This window comes from Mesonia ostreae, from assembly GCF_031845265.1.
In the GTDB taxonomy this organism is placed as follows: domain Bacteria; phylum Bacteroidota; class Bacteroidia; order Flavobacteriales; family Flavobacteriaceae; genus Mesonia; species Mesonia ostreae.
On sequence record NZ_JAVRBG010000004.1, the window covers coordinates 24,114 to 44,289 of the forward strand.

Genomic DNA, 20,176 nt, shown 5'->3' on the forward strand with positions numbered 1-20,176 from the left:
TGATTAAATTGTAAAAAATTATAGATTTGATATGGCAGAAGTAATTACGGGGGTAGGAAGTTACATCCCTCATATAAAAATAGCAAATTCTCATTTTTTGGAGCATCAATTTCTACAAGAAGATGGATCTGTCATCGATAACTCCAATGACACCATCATAGAAAAGTTTCAGGCCATCACAGGAATTGAGGAACGCTTATACCTTGAAAAGGGAATGACCGCTTCTCATATGGGTAGTATTGCAGCCCAAAAAGCCATAGAAGATGCCCATATTGATCCAGAAACATTAGATTACATTATCGTTGCACACAATTTTGGAGATATAAAAGATAAAAATACCCAAGGCGATACAGTACCTAGTCTTGCTGCAAGAATAAAATTTCAATTAAAAATTAAGAATCCAAATTGTGTAGGTTATGATTTACTTTTTGGTTGTCCTGGCTGGCTAGAAGGTGTGATTCATGCTAGAGCCTTTATAAAATCTGGAATGGCCAAACGCATTCTTGTCATTGGTACCGAAACCTTATCGAGAGTTGTAGATGATCATGATCGTGATAGTATGATTTTTAGTGACGGCGCAGGTGCTGCCATTATTGAATATAAAGAAGTGGAAGACCAAGGTATTATTACGAATAAATCTGCCACCTACGCTTTGGCAGAAGCGAATTTTATCAACTTTGATACCTCGTTTAATAAAGAGAATTCATTAGCTACCAAGTATATAAAAATGAAGGGTAGAAAAGTGTATAATTTTGCACTTACCAAAGTTCCAGCTGCGATGAAAGCCTGCTTAGATGAAAGTGGGTATAGCATTAAAGACGTCAAAAAATTATTTATTCATCAAGCGAATGAAAAAATGGATCAAGCGATTTGTGATCGTTTTTATCAGTTGTTTAGTGTAAGCGCTCCAGAGCATGTGATGCCCATGACGATTCAGAAGTTAGGAAATAGTTCGGTGGCTACCTTACCTACTTTACTTGATTTGGTCACAAAGAAAAAAATGGAAAACCAAGAGATTGAAAAAGGAGATGTCGTAATCTTTGCTAGTGTTGGTGCAGGAATGAACATCAATGCTCTTGTTTATAAATTTTAAACTATTCGCAGGTGTACGAGCAAGATTTTCCGCATAAGCGTTACCAAGAGACTTTAAATTTTTTAGAGAAACATATAGCTAAAGATTTAAATATTTTAGATTTAGGAGTAGAAAATCCGCTGACTGAGCTTCTAAAGAAAAAAAACTATAAAGTAGAAAATACCAAAGGTGAAGATTTAGATCTTGATTTTTCTAATGTCAAAAATTCTTCCGCAGAAGTGGTGACTGCTTTTGAAATTTTTGAACATCTCATCGCTCCATTTAATGTACTTCGGGAAATTAAAGCCGACAAACTTGTCGCAAGTATTCCGTTAAGCTTATGGTTTTCTTCAGCATATCGCAGTAAGACCGATAAATGGGACAGACATTACCACGAATTTGAAGATTGGCAATTTGACTGGTTATTAGAAAAAGCAGGCTGGAAGATTATCGATTCTAAAAAATGGACCAATCCTGTTAATAAAATAGGTATTAGACCATTACTGCGGAAAATTACGCCGCGTTACTATATAGTATACGCGCAAAGAATAGTATAAATGGATATTTATATCGTTATCCCCGCGCATAATGAAGCTGAATTTATAGAAAAAACGCTTCAATCTCTAGTAGAGCAAACATTGCTTCCGAAGAAAATTATGTTGGTAAACGATAATTCTTCCGACGATACCGAAAAAATTATCTTTTCCTATTCCCAAAAGTATAATTTTATAGAGTACATCAACATCTCCTCTAGTGAAGAACATTTGCCAGGCAGTAAAGTGGTTAAAGCTTTTCATAAAGGCTTAGAAAAGCTGGATAAACACTACGACGTGATCTGTAAGTTTGATGCCGATTTAATTTTTCCCCAAAATTATTTAGAGAAAATAAAAAACATGTTCACTAACAATCCTGATTTAGGCATGGCGGGCGGCGTTTGTACTATATCCGCTCAAAAAGGGTGGAGAGTAGAATCCTTGACCAATAAAGATCACTTAAGAGGGGCTTTGAAAGCCTATAAAAAAGATTGTTTTGAGAAAATTGGCGGGCTGAAGCATGTAATGGGCTGGGATACTGTAGATGAATTATTGGCCCAATATCATAATTTTCATATAGGAGTAGATCAAAATTTGGAGGTCAAACATTTACGGCCTACAGGAAAAACGTATCACGTTAATGCTAGATACAAACAAGGAGAAGCTTTTTACCGTATGCGATATGGCGTTTGCATAACCGTAATCGCTTCACTTAAACTAGCCACGAAAAAGAATAAATTCAGCTTATGTCTAGATTACCTCAAAGGCTTTTTTATCGCTAAGAAAAAACAAATTCCTTATATGGTTTCTTCCGAAGAAGGGAAATGGATAAGAGCTTACCGTTGGAAAAAAATAAAGGAGAAGCTCTTTTAGATTATTGCCAGTTCTTTTTACTTCTTTTCTATAACTTCTTGTAACACATTTCCCGTAATTGCGCTAGGGAAAGCTATACCTAATAAAGCTGAAAGTGTTGGTGCTATATCTATAATTTGAGTTTTTGCAAAAGTTTGTCCTTTTTGAATTCCATTTCCGTAGAAAATTAAAGGCACGTGCGTATCATAGGTAAACGGACTCCCGTGCGTACTTCCCATTTCTGGATAAGAAATATAACCTGGTTCATACAAATAAACTACATCGCCACTTCGCTGTTGATGAAAACCATTTTCAACAAAACTCATTATTCTGTCGTTGCTACTCATCGCCCCTATTTCATTTCTGGTATAGGTTTTATAAATATGAGGCTGAGCAATTAAAAAAGATTTTAACTCATTCGCCAAATCACTTGCTTTAATATTCTTCTTTTTCAAGTTTTCTTTACTGAAGAAAATTTGGTTGTTAGAAATATGATCTAGTAAATCTAGATTTCCGTATTCTTCTCCTAAAAATTGCTTGATTTTCTTCCGCATTGTTCTGCTACTTACATATCCTGCCGGAATTTTTTTGCTCTTCAAATAATTAGGTACGTGAACCGCACCGTGATCTGCAGTTAGAAATAAAGTATAATTCCCTGTGCCTACTTTTTCGTCCAAGTTTTTAATTAGTCTAGCAATATCTTGATCCAAGCGAATGTAATTATCTTGTATTTCTTTAGAGTTCACCCCAAAACTATGACCAATATAATCTGGACTAGAATAGCTTAGCGCTAGAAAATCGGTTGTGTTATCTTTTCCTAAATCTTCCCCATCAATAGCAGCGATGGCAAAATCTGTCGTGATATTATTTCCGTAGGGAGTTGTTTTTAAGATATCAAAACCGTCGTTTTCTTTACTTAAAGTTTCTAAATCATAAGGAAAGGTAGGTCTTTCTTTTCCTTCAAAAACATGTTCAAAATCTGTATCATCGGGTCCACTTTCTATATACGTATCTATAGGTTTTAACGTATTCCAAGGTTTCAAGTAACTTTGAACCGTATTGGAAGCATTGAAATCTTTTACCCATTGTGGTAAATCATTCCGATAAAAAGAGCTAGTAATAAAATTTCCCTCTTCTTTACCGTGAAACCAATAAGCAGCATTAGCCGTATGGCCTGCAGGTAAAATGGAGCTACGGTCCTTTAAAGCAATCCCAATCGTCTTTCCTTTAAACTGTGTATGTATACGATTTTGGTCTGTTATGGTTGTAACTTGTAATCGCAGAGGAGACATTAGCCCTGCTGCATCCAAAGTTCCAATACTTGTTTGCTGCTCATCATCTGTACAATAAACGTATTTTTTTGACGTCTTATCATACCAGGAATTCGAAATAATACCGTGATTTTTAGGCGAAGTTCCCGTATATATGGAAGCGTGCCCAGGAGCTGTATAAGTGGGAATATAGTTGTAATGGTTGTTTTTGCACGTAAATCCTTCATTTACCAATTTTTTAAAACCCTCCTCACCAAAATGATTCCAAAAACGCGTAAGGTAATCGTAACGCATTTGATCTACCACTACTCCCACCACTAATTTAGGCTGATGCACAAGTGAATTTTGAATAATGGAATCTTTTGCGGCTACATTAGTCTCATTCTTTTTGGAGAAATCCTGAGTTTTACATTGTAAAAAAAAGATTGATAGAGTAGATAAGAGGATAAATTTCTTCATAATTGGGCTTTGATGTCGCAAAAATACACATGTTAAAGAGATAAAAAATTAATTGTAAGTTAAATGCTTTTGTTTTTGGCTATTCTATTTTAGATTTACAAAAAATAACTGAATGAGTTACCTTCATAGTATTGGAGAGTATTTTATAATGTTGAAGGACATTTTTAGAAGGATGACGAAACCTTCGGTACTCAAAACATTAATTTTTAAAGAAGTAGATGACCTTATCATCAACTCCTTGGGAATTGTGATATTTATTTCGTTCTTTATTGGAGGAGTAGTTACCATTCAGACTGCATTAAACCTAAATAACCCGTTAATTCCTAAAAGTTTAATTGGGTTTACCGCAAGGCAATCTATTATTCTAGAATTTGCACCTACGTTTATTTCTATAATTATGGCAGGTAAAGTAGGATCATATATCACCTCAAGCATAGGAACTATGCGCGTAACAGAGCAAATTGATGCTTTGGAAGTGATGGGAATCAACTCGGTAAACTACTTGGTTTTTCCTAAAATCATCGCCATGCTTTTGTATCCTTTTGTAATTTCAATCGCGATTTTCGTAGGACTTGGAGGTGCTTATTTAGCTGGTGTAATGGGAGGTTTTGTAGCTAGCGAACAATTTTTAGAAGGACTACAAAGTGATTTTATCCCTTTTCATTTGGTCTACGCCTTTATTAAAAGTTTCTTTTTTGCTCTTATTTTGGCTACCGTCCCCGCTTATCACGGTTATTATATGAAAGGTGGCGCATTAGAAGTAGGACAAGCAAGTACCACTTCTTTCGTTTGGACTAGTGTCATTTTGATTATTACCAATTATGTACTCACTCAATTACTATTAAGCTAATGATTAAAGTAAACAATTTACATAAAAGCTTTAGCGGAGAAGAAGTTTTGAAAGGAATCGATACCGAATTTGAGAAAGGGAAAACCAACCTCATCATAGGCCAATCTGGTGCTGGTAAAACCGTATTTTTAAAATGTCTTCTGGGTTTAATTACTCCTACGGAAGGCAGCATAGAATATGACGGGCACGCCTACTCTTCTTTAGACAAAGAAGAACAGAGAGAGTTAAGAAAAAATATGGGAATGGTTTTTCAAGGCGGTGCTTTATTTGACTCTATGACGGTTGCCGAAAATGTGATGTTCCCTCTCAAGATGTTTACCAAACAATCTAAGAGCCAGCGTTTAGAAAGAGTTAAAGAAGTATTAGATCGAGTAGATCTACTCAATGTCGATAAAAAATTTCCTTCAGAGATTAGTGGAGGCATGCAAAAAAGAGTTTCTATTGCTAGAGCAATCGTTAACCGACCTAAATATCTCTTTTGCGATGAGCCCAATTCTGGTTTAGATCCTAGAACCGCTATTCTTATTGATAATTTAATTCAGGAAATTACAAAAGAATATGATATCACTACCGTTATCAATACGCATGATATGAATTCGGTTTTGGAAATTGGTGAAAATATAATTTTCCTTAAAGATGGTAAATTAGAATGGCAAGGTGATAAAAATATCATCTATAAAACCAAAAGTGAATCCTTAAGTAATTTCGTTTATTCATCAGATCTGTTTAAGAAAGTAAGAGAAGTCCAGCTAAAAGGAACTTAATCCTTCTTTTTAATTGGTTTTTTTTCCGTTTTCTGAAGTCTAGAATGAATCAATAACGTATCAACGTTCAGCTTAAACTGAAGCCAATTCTTTAGCTTTTCTTCGTCTTTCACACGTTTCTCTTTACTGATGCTGTCGTTCCATATCACATTAAATTCTGGAATGGTATCAATCGTTTTAAAGTCAGATATGACGGTTTGCGCAAATCCAAACCCTCTAATATCTTCATAGTTTAATTGTACCTCTCTACTTATTCTTTCAAAAGGAATCTCATTTCGTTGAAACCTAGATAAATTCGTTACTTCCTTTTCTAAATAAGCAATACGTTCATCTTTATTGAGAATACTCAAAGAATCCCTACGTTTAAACTCTTTCATATATTCCACTTGGTTAAAAGATTCGGTACGCTCATTTTGTAAAATAATCAAAGATGTATTTTTTAAATTAGGATAGCTTTTCATCTTTTCGCGCCATAAACCAATAATAGAATTGGGTATTTCTTTACCTAAAAATGAAACTTCTATCTTAGGATCTTTACCCGCATCGTAAGTAGCAATTGTAGCATTTTTTTGAAGAAAAGATTCTTTATAAATCATCAACTCTTCCTGTACGAATTTTTGAGCATCTTGCTCAAAGTAAGATTCCTTTAGCATAATATAAAACAGATAAATACTGGGAATCATTACAATGATTGCAATTGCCGAAGCCATTTGCGCAATAAATTTTCTTCGTTTAGAGTTGGCATATTTCACCAACGGAAAACCTAATAATTTAGATACTACAAAAGTGGAGAGCGCGATAAAAGTGGCGTTAATAGAAAATAAATATAAAGCTCCTCCTGCATCAGACCAACTTCCTTGTGCTAATCCATAGCCTACCGTACATAGAGGCGGCATTAAGGCTGTAGCAATAGCGACTCCAAAAATCACACTTGCAATTGTTCCTTTTTTGGTTTTTGCCACAATCAAGGCCAAACCACCAAAAATAGCTACCAGTACATCAAGAATTGTAGGATAAGTCCTTGCTTCTAACTCGGCATTACTTTCGCTTAAGGGAGAAATTAAAAAGTACAAAAAGGCCGTAAGCACACTCAACACCAACATCACGCCCAAATTAATGAGCGAACGCTTAAGCATATCTACATCGTTAATTGCCACAGAAAGTCCCATTCCAACAATCGGTCCCATAAGAGGAGAGATTAACATCGCTCCAATTACCACTGCGGTACTGCCCACGTTTAAACCTATAGAGGCAACAAAAATGGAGAAAATAAGAATCCAAGCATTGTGTCCTTTAAAGGTAATGTCTTTTTTTACCGCCTCAATCGTAGAATCTCTATCGGTATCACTTCGAATGTCTAAAAGATCTTTTAAAAACTGTTTTAAGTTCGCTAAAGTGCCTCTTAAATCCTCCTTAACGACCTCTTCTTGAATCTCGTCTGTCGCTTGGCTATGTATATTATTTTCTTCCAACCAGATTTATATAAGTTCTTCTCCAAATTTTTCCTTTACGGAATTTCTCAAGATTTTAATTTCTTGCTCGTCTTTCTTAGGACAAATGAGTAAAACCTCTTCATTTTCGACTACAATATACTCATTTAAATCTTTTAGTACTACGGTTTTACCCTTAGTAGTTCTAACAATATTGCCTGAAGAGTTTTCTATATAAGATTTTGCATTCACAACAACGTTGTCGTTTTGGTCTTTTTCGAGTTTGTCATAGAGCGACCCCCAAGATCCTAAATCGTTCCAATCGAACTTAGCAGGTAAAACGGAAACCTTTTCAGATTTCTCCATAATTCCGTAATCTATAGAAATATTCTTAGATTTTGCATAATTCTTTTCGATAAAAATTTTTTCTGATTTTGTGTTATAATCTTTCCTTCCTGCCGAGAAAAGTGAATACATATCTGGCAAATGAGTTTCAAATGCCAATAGAATTGCTTTTGCACTCCAAATAAAGATCCCAGCATTCCAAACATAATTTCCTTCTGTAAGAAATGTCTTAGCGGTAGAATAATCTGGTTTTTCAGTAAATTTGATCACTTTCTTTATAGGAGTTTTGTCCTGCTCTTCATACTGAATGTAACCATATCCCGTATGCGGAAAACTAGGCTGAATCCCCAAAGTCATTAATAATTCTCGATCGCTTTGGCAAGCATCAAACGAAGCCTGTACGTTCTCTATAAACGCAAATTCATCTTCAATCCAATGGTCTGATGGCGCTACAATCATCAAGGCGTCGGGATTTTCCTTTTGTATTTTTAGCGAAGAAAGCAAAATACAAGGCGCCGTATTATTCATAGAAGGCTCCAAAACTATCTGCCTGCCTTCCACTTTAGGCAATTGCTCTTTCACCAAATCTTCATAAAGCTCGTTGGTAAGAATATAAATATTTTCCGCAGGAATTAATTTCTCTAGTCTTGAAAAGGTTTTTTGAATAAGTGTCTCTCCCGTTCCTAACATATCATGAAATTGTTTGGGATATGATTGCTTACTTACTGGCCAAAAACGAGAACCTACACCTCCTGCCATCAAAACGGCATAATAATTTTTATTTTTCATCCACTTCAAACTTTTATTAATTCTACTTGAGCATTGGGCTGGAAGATATACACTTTTCCCGATTCCATTTCTAAACACTCATAGCGTTTTACCCTCTTTTTTCCTTTTTTAAATATTCTACCGTTTGGAATTCTAAACGTACTCCCCATGGGGATTTCAAAGATATAATTTTTATCAGTATCTGGGTCGTATTCTTTAAGCGCAACAGATAAAACAGCATCTGTATCACTACTAGCCGTAGGATTTTTAAAATGTCTTGCCAAAAGCGGCAATAACCTTGACGGAAATATAGAAGGATTTATAAACGGCAACATCAATTGTTGAAACGTATGTTTCCATTCCCGCCCGTGAGGTTTTATATACCTGCCGTATTTCTGAAAAGCCACCAAATGAGCTATTTCGTGAACTAGCGTAATTAAAAATCTATATTTGTTTAAATTGGCGTTAATGGTTATTTGATGCGTTTGCCCAGTTTGCCTATAATCTCCATGCCGTGTTTTTCGTTCATTTACAATTTTTAAATGAATGGCATGACTTTCAATAAGCTGAAACAAAGGCTGCACGGCTCTCTCTGGAAGGTATTTTATTAAAACCTGCTGCATACCCTGTATCTATGGCGTAGAGTTAGAAACCTGAAGCATTTTGCCGTTATAGAACTTATTTCCATTTAATGAAAAATCGAAGATATATTGTGCCATTTTTTTGGCTGTGGTCGGTACTTCATACCCAGGAAATGCTTCTTGTAACATTTCGGTTTGTACCGCTCCTAATGCCAATACATTAAAGCTAGGTCCAGACTCTTTATATTCTTCGGCAAGGATTTCGGTTAAATTAATCACTGCCGATTTACTAGAACTATATGCCGTTAATCCAGGAAATTTCACACTTCCTTGTACGCCTCCCATACTGCTTATGGTCACCACATGTCCGTCTCTAGGCATTTTACTCAATAAACGTTGATTAAGCTGAAATACACCAAAAACATTGGTTTGGTAAACCGTCATTAACTCCTGCGTAGTAATCTCTGCAAATGGCTTATTGACTAAGCTTCCGGCATTATGAATTAAAATATCGACGCTTCCTTCCCACTGCTCATCTACAAAATTTTCGACTTGCTGTAGATCTTTCCCTTCATTCAGATTAAAGGAAAAACTATGAATATTGGCATGTTTTAAGTTTTGAATGGGAATGTGATTCCGCGAAAGCGCTAACACTTGATGTCCTTCTTCGGCAAAAATTTGTGCCAATTCAAACCCTATTCCTCTGCTGGTTCCAGTAATGATTACTTTCTTCTGACTCATGTTCACTATTTTAATCGGATAGATTTTTCTTTTTCATTTGCCAAAGCTTCTACTCCTGGCGCCACTTCTTCTACTAAACGCAACATATGTTTGGTATCCAAAAACTCCACCTCATCATCTACATGATGATAATAAGGATAATTTTCAAAATCAAACGTACACAAAGTTTGTGCAGGTACGTTTAACTCTTGATAGAAAGGATAGTTATCACTTCGTTTAAACAACTGGAAAGACTTTGCTTTTTCAAAAAAACCAAACGTATTTTTTCCTGTTTTCTGATTAAAATTTTCTGCCAACGTAGAATTCTCAAAACCGGTGAGATACGCCAAATAATCTTGGTGTGGCAAGGGAACGCCAATCATCTCAAAATTAAGCATAAAATATACTGGAGCTTCTTCTTTCTTTAAACGTTTTGCCAAATGTGTAGAACCTAAGAGCCCCAATTCTTCCGCAGAAAAAAGCACAAACATGATGCTTCTTTTGGTGTCTCTAGAAGAAAAGTACTTTGCCATTTCTAATATGGCTACACTTCCGGCAGCATTATCATTAGCGCCGTTTGCGATAGAATCCTTCTTAATAATCTTCTTACTTTCGGTTTGCACGCCAATATGGTCATAATGAGCTCCTAGTACAATAATTTCCTCTTTCAATTGAGGATCTATTCCCTCCTTAAAAGCAACTATATTATATCCTGTTTTTTCTTTTACCTCAAAAGAGTCTTTATAGCTAGTATAATAAGGTTTTAAATTGTACTTTTTAAATACATCTTCGGCATATGCAGCAGCGGCTTCAATACCCTTACTTCCCGTATCTCTGCCTAACAATTCATCTGAGCTTAAGAAGTGTAGTGATTCTTTAATATCACTTTCTTGAAACTCGTACTTTTCAGTTTTGACCGATGCGTCTACAGCTTTATTTCCTGGCTTTTGCGCACAGGCCGTAACTGCTATAAAAGCAATTAAATAGATTATTTTTCTCATAGCGCTAAAGATAAAAAAATCCCGCTTTTTAGAGCGGGATTTTCAAGGTTTCTTATTTTATATAAGCAACTTAAGCCAACATCGTTACTGGATTTTCTAGATAACGCTTTAAAGTCTCTAAAAATTTAGCTCCTGTAGCGCCATCTACCGTTCTGTGATCACAAGCCAAGGTTACTTTCATGGTATTCCCCACCACGATTTGTCCTTCTTTCACTACTGGTTTTTCTACAATCGCTCCCACCGACAAAATAGCGGAATTAGGCTGATTAATAATGCTAGTAAATTCTGTAATCCCAAACATCCCTAAGTTAGAAACAGTAAACGTACTTCCTTCCATCTCTTTAGGTTGTAATTTTTTATTACGTGCTTTCCCTGCCAATTCTTTTACATTTCCTCCAATTTGCGTCATACTCATTTGATCTGCAAAATTAAGTACAGGAACAACCAAACCTTCGTCAACGGCTACGGCAACTCCTATATGGATATGCTTAGCTATTTTTGTAGTATCGCCAGTCCATTGCGAATTTACTCGAGGATGTTTTCTCAAGGCCATCGCCGAAGCTTTTATCACCATATCATTGTAAGACACTTTCGTATCTGGCAAGGCGTTAATTTGCTTGCGAGAAAGCATGGCATTTTCCATATTCACCTCTACGGTTAAGTAGTAATGTGGTGCCGTAAATTTAGATTCTCCTAAACGCTTAGCAATGGTTTTACGCATTTGAGAATTTTTAATCTCCTCAAAGCTTTCTTCTCCTGCGGGCATATACGCCTCAACTGGACTTTTCTCTTTTGAAGCTGATTTTTCTGATTTCGCTTTCGCGGAAGCTTCTTGCTTCTTAGGCGTATAGTTTTCGATGTCTTTCTTAACAATACGACCGTTCTCGCCAGAACCTTCTACAGTTCCTAAATCGATTCCTTTATCTGAAGCCATTTTTTTAGCTAAGGGAGAAGCAAAAATTCGATCTCCGCTCGCATCTTCATGCTGTATTTCGCTAGACTCGCTTTCTTCTGACTCGTCTTTATTTTCTTTGGAATCTTTAGAATCTTTTTCCTTAGAACTTTTATCTTTTTTAGGCTTAGAAGACTTTTTAGAATCGGCTCCAGAGCCTTCCAGAATTGCCGAAACATCGGTTCCTTCTGGTCCAATCACAGCCAATATAGCATCTACAGCAGCAGTTTCCCCTTCATCTACACCTATATGAAGCAAAGTTCCTTCGTAGAAAGACTCAAACTCCATGGTTGCCTTATCGGTTTCAATTTCGGCTAAAATGTCTCCTTCTTCAACTTGATCGCCTTCTTGTTTTAACCACGTAGCAACAGTTCCTTCTTCCATCGTATCACTTAGACGTGGCATTTTTACCACTTCTACACCTTCTGGAATTTCATTATCACCGCTGTCTTCTTCAGATTCTTCTACATCTTCCGATGTATCTTGAGCTTCTTTCTTCGTTTTTTTCGAAGAATCTTTCTCTTTCTTAGAGTTCTTTTTTTCTCCTTCTGAATCTTCTTCTGACTCCTTGTTTTCTTCCGAAGTATTTTTATCCTCTTTCTTCTCTTCTTTATCTGAATCTTCTTCTTCAGCAGAACCTTCTTTCTCTAAGATTTCAGAAATATCTTCTCCTTCTTCGCCAATAATAGCCAAAAGTTGATCTACTGGAGCAGTATCTCCTTCGGCTACGCCAATATGCAGCAGAGTTCCTTCATAAAAGGACTCAAACTCCATAGTTGCCTTATCGGTTTCAATTTCGGCTAGAATATCTCCTTCTTCTACTTTATCTCCCTTTTGTTTTAGCCATTGTGCCACCGTACCTTCTTCCATGGTATCGCTTAAACGAGGCATTTTAATTACATCTGCCATAAGAATTATATTTTATGAGGCGTGAAAGGATAGTCTTCTTGTTCGTAAACTGCATCGTACATTAAGCTAGTTTCTGGATATTCAGACTCATCTGCAAATTTTTCACATTCGCTCACTAAATCTTTCACACGCTTATCGATGGTTTTAATTTCCTCTTCGGTTGCCCAATCGTTTTCTTTAATTTTATCTAGAACTTGGCTAATTGGATCGATTTTTTGATACTCTTTCACCTCATCTTTAGTTCTATATTTTTGTGCATCACTCATAGAGTGACCGCGGTAACGATAGGTTTTTAAATCTAAAAATGTGGGTCCGCCGCCAGATCTTGCTCTATCAATAGCTTCACTCATGGCTTCTGCCACTTTTTCTGGATTCATGGCATCTACAGGTCCGCAGGGCATTTCATAGCCTAGCCCTAGTTTCCAAATATCTTCGTGATTAGAAGTTCTTTTTACAGAAGTTCCCATGGCGTACCCGTTGTTTTCTACACAAAATACTACGGGAAGTTTCCAGTTCATCGCCATATTAAAAGCTTCATGAAGTGTACCTTGTCTTGCTGCACCATCGCCAAAAAACGTAAGAGTTACATTGTCTCTTTTAAAATATTTATCACCAAAAGCGATCCCAGCACCTAAAGGAATTTGACCTCCTACGATCCCATGACCTCCATAAAAACGGTGTTCTTTAGAGAAAATATGCATAGAACCTCCCATTCCTTGAGACGTTCCTGTTTTCTTTCCGTAAAGTTCTGCCATTACTCTTCTAGGATCTTCTCCCATTCCTATGGGCTGCACGTGATTACGGTAAGCGGTAATCATTCTATCTTTTTCTAAATCCATGGCATGTAAAGCACCAGCCAAGATTCCTTCTTGACCGTTATATAAGTGCAAAAACCCACGTACTTTTTGTTGAATATATACTTGCGCTAGTTTATCTTCAAACTTACGCCAGAAATACATGTCTTCATACCATTTAAGGTACGTCTCTTTGGTGATTTCTTTCATGAAAATTAAATTTTACCGCTAAGCCATTTTTAGCGAGAAACAAAAATAATATAATAACTACTAAAGGAAAAACTCTTTAGCGCATTAATATTTAAAACATTATTGTACGATAAAGAACCTAAATCGCTACGCTCATAGAATCAAGAAATAAGACCCGATTCTAACTACCTGAAAAACAGAAACTACTTAAGCTAAAAACATACTCTAGCTTTCGGTAAAATCAATCTCAAAAAAGCAGGTTACCTTCTAAAAATCTTTTTAGATCTCATAAATTCAGAGGCTCATCAACTGTACAATATTTTGAGCCCGAGACAAATAAATTTATATTTATAAAAAACTGGCATCAAAAGCCAAAGGTAACAAATCTAACAATGCTTTTGCCTTAATGATCTTCCCTTCTTCTCCCATAAAATAAATTTCTATAGGTTGGTCTTGTTTGACTTCGTATTCTGCAATTGCTTGCCTACACGCACCACAAGGTGCAATAGGTTTTGTCACCACTTTAGATGAAGATTTAACGCAAATTGCCATTGCCTTTACCTTTTTATTAGGGTACTGAGATCCTGCATAGAAAATAGCAGTACGCTCTGCACATAAACCAGAAGGATATGCCGCGTTTTCTTGGTTGCTCCCAGTTACAATTATATCGTCTTCTAATTGAATTGCTGCTCCTACTTTAAACTTAGAATAAGGCGCATAAGCTTGATCTCGTATAGCTTGAGCTTCTTTCATAAGAAACTTTACCTGTGGTGGTAATTCTTCTATATTTTCAAAAATTTGAATACTAGTGGTGATTTTTCTTTCTTCCATTTTTGCTTTTTTAAGTATGTAAAACTGCAAGCTTTACATTCTATTTTTCAGTTTGTAGTAATTTTAATGTATTTATTATATTCCAAAATTTTATTGACAAAGGTTTCGTTTGTTTTTGGACTGATATAAATTTCTTCATATTCGTCAAACTTTATAATTAGCCCATTTTTTGCAGTTGCAGGCTTTAAACCAGACCATAGATTTTTTCCTTTAATTATTTCTTTTATTCGGTAGATTTCAATTTTCCCCCGTAAAGGTCCGCTTTTATATGTTAGTTCGGTTGGGGAGAGTTGGTAATGAGTTCCTAAATACAACCAAAATAGAAAAACAATCGTCAATAACAACACTACATCAAACCAAAAAAATTCATAATTAAATTTACCATTTGAAAATGATCGAAACAAAATGAAGCCTATAATCAATATGCTAAAACCAAATACGAATAGTTGAAATAGGATATCTTTTCTACTCTCAAATTTCATTACCTATATAGATTTTACTTTATTTTGTTAAAATTTCTGGCGCAACTATATAAAACAAAAAAGAGGCTGTCTAAAAAGTTTTGGAAACTGTCATTCTGAATTTATTTCAGAATCTCATCATATTGATTCGAAAATCTTTATGAGAACCTGAATCAAGTTCAGGTTGACAGAATCGACTTTTTAGACAACCTCTTTAAAATTATCTTAAAAAGGGAAGCTTTAATATTCGCTATAATCTTCTCCAAAATTGAAAGACAAACTAAACCTTAAAGTTCCTTCTAATGGATTTGCTACTGCTTTTGAAGTAGAGAACAAATAAGAAACATCAATTTGAGTAATAGAATACTTAAACCCGGCTCCCAAGGTTAAGAACTTTCTAAACCCTTTGTCTTCACTTTCATTAAAATATCCTAAACGGAAAGCAAAACTGTCTTCATACCAATATTCTGCCCCTAAAGACCACGTAACTTCTTTGATTTCTTCACTAAACCCATCTGGCGCATCTCCCCAAGAAGAGAAGATAGATCCGAAAGAGCTTTCGTTGTACCAATCATCTTCTGAGTTAATTCTATTATCTCCATTAGAATCACTTGGTGTTGGCACTAATAACTTATTAAATTCTCCATAAGCACCAATGGTGTTGGAAGCGTCTAAAATAAAGTCGAATCCTAATCCTCCTTTAAAATTGGTAGGGATAAAGCTTTCTGAACCTGCGTCGTCATATTTTAATTTTGGTCCAATGTTAGAGATATTTACACCTCCACGCCAGCGGCCATTAAAATCATTGTAAGCAATCTCTTCACTTTGGTAAAAAGCAGAAATATCTACACCAAAGGAATTTGCTGCACTGGCATCTCCATTAATTCCAGGTATTTTTAAATCTGAACGAATGTAACGTCCTGTTACTGCCATAGAGATTTCTTCTCCTAAACGTAAAGCATAAGATACATCCAAACCTAGTTCATTAGGCTCTACAACTTGTGGCGCTTGATCTGGAGTATCTCTCAGTTCAATTTCTCCTTGTCCAAAATAACGTAAGCTAGCAGATACGGCACTACGATCGCTAAAACGGTTATAGTACGAAAGCACACCCAAATTAATATCGGTTACTAATTCTCTTAGGTAAGGAACATAAGAAAGTCCCACCCCTTGTTGTTTTTCCGCGAAAGCGAATTTAGCGGGATTCCATTGCTGGGAATATACATCTACTGGTGTTGCCACCCCTTGATCTCCCAAACCTGAAGCCCGAGCATCTCCCGAAATCAATAAAAATGGAACCGCCGTGGTAATCACCCTGTCTTTAATAGTGGGTGCTGGCTGCTCATTTTGCGCGTTTGCTTTATAGCTAAGTAAGGCGATGGTTCCTAAAAGGAATATGGTTATCTTTTTCATAAAATTTCTTAAAATGGTTGCAAATATATGGTTTTATTCGAGATTAAAGAATCACGAGTTTTTCAAATTTTTCAACTTTCTTATTGGTCAGCATAGATTTAACGGTTAATTTATAGATATACACTCCTTTTCCTATGGCATCTCCAAAATCATCTTTCCCGTTCCAGGTGATTTCTCTAGATAAAAATCCTTTGGTATTGATTTGCTGATTTCTTGTCCAGACTACCTTTCCTGTAACCGTAAACACCTGAACTTGTACATCTAAAGGCTCAAAAGGCCGATTATGATTGAACCAAAATTCGGTATAATTATGAAACGGATTGGGATAATTTAAAACATTCGAGATTTTTAAATCCTCACTCCCCGCCACCATAAATTGAATCTCTGCCGTGCTAGAATTGTTATACACATCCCAAGCTTTAAACGTAAGCGTATGCAAACCTTCTTCCAAATCTCTTAATTTATAATTTACCGTTCCGCGCATAAAATCATCGAGTTCGGTTTCATAAAAATCATTGACAACAAAAGGTTCGGTTTCATTCCCATCTAAAATAGCCACCAAATCGTGACCTATTCCGCTTGCGGTATTGATTCCGTTTTCGTCTTCCAGTTTTGCCAGTAAAAACGGAGAAGAATTGGTAATTCCACCCGAAACAAAACTTTCGTCGTTCATATATAACTTAATTTTTGGCCCTATATTATCTTCAGGTGCATCTTCATTTATTCCGCCCACGACAATATCATTGTTATATCCTTTATTATCCACTAAAGCATTTCCTTTTTCGGCATAAAAACTCATCCTACCGTTTCCTACAGGAATAGCGATGTCTTTGGGTGCAACAAAATCAAATTCAAATTTTCCGTTGTTTACCGAAGCTCTTCCTCTAAAGATTATTTCTCCCAAGGTGGTAAAATCAAAGAAATCAGTGTCATCATTATTTAAGGTGGTTCTATCAATGCGCTTATCAAAAATGGTGGTGGATAGCTCTCCGTTATAATTACTTAAAAGACTACCGCCTTGATTCACCAATTCTCCTGCCACTTTCACGTAACCTAAAGCTTTAATGGTATCCATGGACTGACCAATTGGGGTATCATTAATGGCAGTTAATCTCACCTGCGGATCTGGAAGTTGTAATCTCATGGCGGGATCACCAAAGTAAAAAATTACTCTACCGCCACTAGACAAAGTATTTTTTCCTTTTCTCACTGCTTCGGCAATACTATCGTCTGCTCCATTATAATTAAATAAAAACGGAGCAAAATCATTGTTAAAATCCACTCCATCTGTTACAGATATAGAACGTGTGGTGGTTACCATAGCCACAGAGCCACTTTTTTCCCTAAAGAGATTGGTTTCTCCTGGCGAGACTCTTAACGGATTATCAAAACGAGTAAACTCACAGGTTACGGTTACAAATACGTTATAACGATTTTCATTTTCCCAACTTTCTATATCTTGAACGGTGACAATACGCTCTGCTGCCAATCCATTTTCTCCTCCGTGTCCTAGGTAATTTATTACAGTTGCGCCTACTTCTACAGCATTAGATATGGCTTCATTCACTTCGGGATATCTAAATCCTCCAGAGGTCGAAACTTGTTGAAACGCATCACTATGTATTTTTTTAACATTTATAAAAGGTTTATTCTCAGATATATTATTCCCCAGTGAATCTAGAGTTTTCTGAATACCGTAACCTCCAGCCCCAAGATTCTCGGCATCATCAGAAATCAATACAAAATTGTTGCGCCAGCTTCCGTAGGACTCTTTACTTTCATAAGCAATAATCTTATCTACCCATATTTTTGCTAGCGGTGGCGTATCGGCTAAGATTCTTCCCATAGCGATATCTAATTTATCTGCCGTACCCATAGTGCCTTCTTGGGGATCCATCATTCCGTAGAAATCATCTGACGCTGCAGAACTGGAACTCACCACCAAACTAGAAAGGTATTCAAAAGTAGGAACGATATCGTTGTTATTTTGTAATCTATTTTTATAATCTACGGAAGCATCTCCAAAAAGTCCCACATATTTAATGCGATTGGCAGGTGTAGAAGCATTATCGTAAATGTATTTTATAAAATTGCGAATCGCTCCAATATCTTTTTTACCCGAGTTAAATTCCGTATAAATATCTTCTGCTAAAACCACTTTCACGCTTAGTCCATCTTGATCTCTTCTAAACTGTGCCAAACGATTGGCTTGGTTCATTAGACTTTGATTGGTCACAATTAAATAATCTACATCTTGAAAGTTTCCCTGGTTATCTTTAAAAATATTGCCTTTTAGATTGATATTGGCTACATTAGGATTGGCTTCTTTTAACGGTGTGTAATAATCATTTGGAGAAATCGCAATATAGGTTCGTTTTTCTCCCATTACTGCCTTAAAGCTCAAGCTTGGCGCATTATCTAGATTAGCTATAGTTTTTACATTCTGGTTGTTGGTGATATCCCAGATTTGGGAAATACTGCTGGTATTTTGTACGACATACTCTCCTATTCCAGTAGTTACTGCCGCATCTTTATACGTGAATTGCATTTGCGTATTATCTGCTTTCAAAGAACGTTTAGCTTGCACCCGTAAATAGTCTAAATAAGCTAAACTAGAAGGATTTCCTGCATTGCTATACACCAAATTTAAGGTAATATCGTCCCCACTCACCGTTGCTTGGTTGGTTAAGCTACCTATGGCCGGTCTTGCATACACGTCATCGGTTATAGTGCCAAAAGTTAAGCTTGTTAATCCCTGTCCATTAATAGAAACTTCCATACTGGTAGCACTTTCTGATGCCGCTACGGCATCGAGTATAATATTTACGGGTTCTGAAGCAATTCGGTTTTTAAAAGTGAATTCGTAAGATCTTTCATTCTCCACATCAAACCTATCCCCAAACCATTTTCTACCTGCTTTGGCAACACTGTATTCATCCACTTCATAGATTTGCTCTTCATCGAAAGTATCTATAGTTGTTTGCGCATTCCCAGAAGGTTCTGCGTAAGCGGAAACTCTTAATCCGGGATTTCCACCAGTAGTGATATAATAATAGGAACGGTCTGCATATAAATTTTGGGTGGTTTCATTTTCTTCACTCCATGAATTGTGGACGGCGGTAGCATAAAAAAGAATATAATCGCTGCTATCAAAACTGCCATTTTCTGCTCCTACTACCTGAATAGAAACTTGAGGCAGATCGAAAAACTCGTTTTCATTATTCCTTAACGGAAGCATTTCTCCCCCATGCCCATAAATTTTTATAGAACTAGGATTGGATAGGTCTACCCCAAGATTGTTTAAAAAAGATTTAGAAAGTTTATAAACTCCCGTTTTAGGCACATAAAATCTTGCCCATTCCCCTGAAGCTAACACCGAATTAGAAACTGAAGGCGTACTTGAAAACGACACCGCTCTTCCCGAATCTTTTGTATAACTGAAGCTAATCGAACTGATGCGCTTGATACTTCCGTTTTCTTTCACCAAAGGATTGACCGAGGCAACAAAATAATTTTTATCTCTAGCTTTAGCACTTACCAAATTTACAGAAGGAGAAGACGGAATGGTATTTTTATCCACTTGGCTTAGATCTAACATTCCCATACCTGCGGCGTAAGAAACGTTTTTTACTAGTAGAGAACCTATTCCCCCGTTTTCTTCCCAAGTAGAAGAATAAAGCATTTGCCGATCCTTGGAATCTATAGAAAAATTAGATTTTTCTTGAAAATCATCTGGAATCAAAATGGTTTTTTCTTGAGCAGAAAGTGACAGTGTTCCTAAAAAAAATAAAATGTACAAATACTTCATCATCAAAATAAACGCTAAATATATTATTGTAGTATATTTACGGCTTTCAAAAATAAATTAAATAATTAACATACGATTCTTTAAAGAGATACGTTATGCTATTTAAGAAAAGCGCAAGAAAATGTAATCTATCTGCTAAATTTCCAAAACAAACTTGTTAATTTGGCGTTAAT

Annotated in this window: 17 protein-coding genes; 5 read left to right on the top strand and 12 right to left on the bottom strand. The window is 36.1% G+C overall.

The window, feature by feature from the left end; translation table 11 throughout:
• Positions 1-31 precede the first annotated feature (31 nt).
• Genes RLT85_RS05075 through RLT85_RS05085 form a run of 3 tightly spaced genes read left to right on the top strand, consistent with a single transcriptional unit; the run spans position 32 to position 2,478 of the window.
• The gene (locus tag RLT85_RS05075) at positions 32-1,093 is read left to right on the top strand and encodes a 3-oxoacyl-ACP synthase III family protein (RefSeq protein WP_311400955.1); all 1,062 of its coding nucleotides are present in this window, start codon (positions 32-34) and stop codon (positions 1,091-1,093) included.
• Between the two features lie 11 nt (positions 1,094-1,104).
• A complete protein-coding gene (locus RLT85_RS05080; RefSeq protein ID WP_311400956.1) occupies positions 1,105-1,629 on the top strand; it encodes a class I SAM-dependent methyltransferase in 525 nt (174 codons plus the stop codon).
• Entirely contained in the window at positions 1,630-2,478 is an 849-nt protein-coding gene (locus RLT85_RS05085) for a glycosyltransferase family 2 protein (RefSeq protein ID WP_311400957.1), read from the top strand.
• 17 nt (positions 2,479-2,495) lie between these two features.
• Here the strand turns inward: RLT85_RS05085 and pafA are convergent, their stop codons facing one another.
• The gene (gene pafA, locus RLT85_RS05090; protein WP_311400958.1) at positions 2,496-4,187 is read right to left on the bottom strand and encodes an alkaline phosphatase PafA; all 1,692 of its coding nucleotides are present in this window, start codon (positions 4,185-4,187) and stop codon (positions 2,496-2,498) included.
• A 112-nt stretch (positions 4,188-4,299) separates the two neighbouring features.
• Between pafA and RLT85_RS05095 the strand changes: the two genes are divergently transcribed.
• Positions 4,300-5,037, top strand: coding sequence for an MlaE family ABC transporter permease (locus tag RLT85_RS05095; protein WP_311400959.1), 738 nt, complete (start codon positions 4,300-4,302; stop codon positions 5,035-5,037).
• Positions 5,037-5,801 carry an ABC transporter ATP-binding protein gene (locus tag RLT85_RS05100; RefSeq protein ID WP_311400960.1) on the top strand — a complete coding sequence of 255 codons (765 nt, stop codon included), beginning with the start codon at positions 5,037-5,039 and terminating at the stop codon, positions 5,799-5,801. The genes RLT85_RS05095 and RLT85_RS05100 overlap by 1 nt, the downstream gene beginning before the upstream one ends.
• Here RLT85_RS05100 and RLT85_RS05105 read toward each other — a convergent pair.
• The 11 genes from RLT85_RS05105 to porU form a co-directional block, all read right to left on the bottom strand.
• Complete coding sequence (locus tag RLT85_RS05105) at positions 5,798-7,273, bottom strand: DUF389 domain-containing protein (RefSeq protein ID WP_311400961.1); 1,476 nt, start codon at positions 7,271-7,273, stop codon at positions 5,798-5,800. The two genes, RLT85_RS05100 and RLT85_RS05105, sit on opposite strands and share 4 nt — an antisense overlap.
• A gap of 6 nt (positions 7,274-7,279) precedes the next feature.
• Entirely contained in the window at positions 7,280-8,365 is a 1,086-nt protein-coding gene (locus RLT85_RS05110; RefSeq protein ID WP_311400962.1) for a mannose-1-phosphate guanylyltransferase, read from the bottom strand.
• A gap of 5 nt (positions 8,366-8,370) precedes the next feature.
• The gene (locus tag RLT85_RS05115) at positions 8,371-8,967 is read right to left on the bottom strand and encodes a SprT-like domain-containing protein (protein ID WP_311400963.1); all 597 of its coding nucleotides are present in this window, start codon (positions 8,965-8,967) and stop codon (positions 8,371-8,373) included.
• A gap of 9 nt (positions 8,968-8,976) precedes the next feature.
• Positions 8,977-9,666: an SDR family NAD(P)-dependent oxidoreductase gene (locus tag RLT85_RS05120; RefSeq protein ID WP_311400964.1), complete on the bottom strand. Its 690-nt coding sequence runs from the start codon at positions 9,664-9,666 to the stop codon at positions 8,977-8,979.
• A 5-nt stretch (positions 9,667-9,671) separates the two neighbouring features.
• The gene (locus tag RLT85_RS05125) at positions 9,672-10,646 is read right to left on the bottom strand and encodes a M28 family metallopeptidase (RefSeq protein ID WP_311400965.1); all 975 of its coding nucleotides are present in this window, start codon (positions 10,644-10,646) and stop codon (positions 9,672-9,674) included.
• Between the two features lie 70 nt (positions 10,647-10,716).
• On the bottom strand, positions 10,717-12,507 hold the full coding sequence (locus RLT85_RS05130) for a pyruvate dehydrogenase complex dihydrolipoamide acetyltransferase (protein WP_311400966.1): 1,791 nt from the start codon (positions 12,505-12,507) through the stop codon (positions 10,717-10,719).
• 5 nt (positions 12,508-12,512) lie between these two features.
• Complete coding sequence (gene pdhA / locus RLT85_RS05135; RefSeq protein ID WP_311400967.1) at positions 12,513-13,511, bottom strand: pyruvate dehydrogenase (acetyl-transferring) E1 component subunit alpha; 999 nt, start codon at positions 13,509-13,511, stop codon at positions 12,513-12,515.
• Positions 13,512-13,838: 327 nt separating this feature from the next.
• The gene (gene cdd / locus RLT85_RS05140; RefSeq protein ID WP_311400968.1) at positions 13,839-14,321 is read right to left on the bottom strand and encodes a cytidine deaminase; all 483 of its coding nucleotides are present in this window, start codon (positions 14,319-14,321) and stop codon (positions 13,839-13,841) included.
• A gap of 47 nt (positions 14,322-14,368) precedes the next feature.
• Complete coding sequence (locus RLT85_RS05145) at positions 14,369-14,803, bottom strand: PH domain-containing protein (protein WP_311400969.1); 435 nt, start codon at positions 14,801-14,803, stop codon at positions 14,369-14,371.
• A gap of 219 nt (positions 14,804-15,022) precedes the next feature.
• The gene (gene porV, locus RLT85_RS05150; protein WP_311400970.1) at positions 15,023-16,195 is read right to left on the bottom strand and encodes a type IX secretion system outer membrane channel protein PorV; all 1,173 of its coding nucleotides are present in this window, start codon (positions 16,193-16,195) and stop codon (positions 15,023-15,025) included.
• Between the two features lie 43 nt (positions 16,196-16,238).
• A complete protein-coding gene (gene porU, locus RLT85_RS05155) occupies positions 16,239-20,006 on the bottom strand; it encodes a type IX secretion system sortase PorU (RefSeq protein WP_311400971.1) in 3,768 nt (1,255 codons plus the stop codon).
• Between the last annotated feature and the right edge of the window lie 170 nt (positions 20,007-20,176).